The following is a 1,002-nucleotide window of genomic DNA, read 5'->3' as shown; positions in this document are numbered from 1 at the left end:
TTTTTTTTTTTGATTTTTGCCATCAATTCGTTCGCCTCAGTTGTTACGATGCTATAGGTCTTGTATTGATTACCTGTTTTAGCATGAGTCCAGATGCTGTATATTACTGCAAAGGACCATACATTTCATCAACTTCTACAATTAGTTTTTCAATTGGATTAAGGTGAAGTTTGATATCCTTTATATGATTTTCTAAAATTTCATCGTTAACCTCTTTCTTCAAACAGATGCACAAACGTGCTGTAGAACACATGCTTGAAGCAGAGCTGGATGCTCATCTGGACAATGAAAAGCACGAAAAAACCAAAGACGGCAATTACCGAAACGGTCATGGAAACAAGAAAATAAAATCCTCTTTCGGGGAGAGTGAAATCAAGGTTCCCCGAGACAGTGCAGGGAGTTTTTAGCCCGCATTGGTTCCCAAAAAATACATAATATGATTGAGGGTCTGGAAAATATTATCATCTCATTATGCCAAAGACATGAGCGTGAGCGATATCGAAGAACAAGTGAATGGAAACAAGTCAAAATATTTAAAATTAATGTTATTGACTATATTTTAGAAATTTACGTTTGCAAAATATGAAGCCTATAAATGATAGATTAAAATCAACTTAAACCGGATTAATCCTTACAAGACGAAGTATTATCATCAGTGACGCAGACCTAGCAACCTAGACGGGGAGAAAACTACAGGTAAAACCAAAGAAACTCCTGAGAACAGTGTCCTCAGGAGTTAAATATAACAATTAAATTTAATTTTTGATTGAAAAATAGTGATTAAAAAGTCATTACGTTTGTTGGCTTTGAGCCTTATCTGCTTAATTTACGCTTTTTTCAAGATTTGCAAATTTACTGTATGATGATCTCAATTTTGAAAGTTGCTCTGAAACTACTGATGTGCTTTGTGGGCAAAGAGTTCCGTCATTCAGTGCACTTTCGTAAGCTTCTATTGCTGCTTTTTCTCCGAAGGCGACATTTTCAAGAGTAGATTCTGCGTTG

At 35.4% G+C, this 1,002-nt stretch carries 1 protein-coding gene and 1 pseudogene; one reads left to right on the top strand and one right to left on the bottom strand.

Going from position 1 to position 1,002, the window contains the following annotated elements; translation table 11 throughout:
* Positions 1 to 197 precede the first annotated feature (197 nt).
* Positions 198 to 407 (top strand): transposase, encoded by a 210-nt coding sequence (locus tag ASG21_RS20570; protein ID WP_277814182.1) that lies wholly within the window; start codon positions 198 to 200, stop codon positions 405 to 407.
* Positions 408 to 821: 414 nt separating this feature from the next.
* Here the strand turns inward: ASG21_RS20570 and ASG21_RS20315 are convergent.
* Positions 822 to 1,002 (bottom strand): annotated as a pseudogene (locus ASG21_RS20315) (hypothetical protein); the annotation flags it as partial.

Source organism: Chryseobacterium sp. Leaf394, from assembly GCF_001424105.1.
Lineage (GTDB): Bacteria > Bacteroidota > Bacteroidia > Flavobacteriales > Weeksellaceae > Chryseobacterium.
This window is presented reverse-complemented; position numbering and strand designations above follow the sequence as displayed.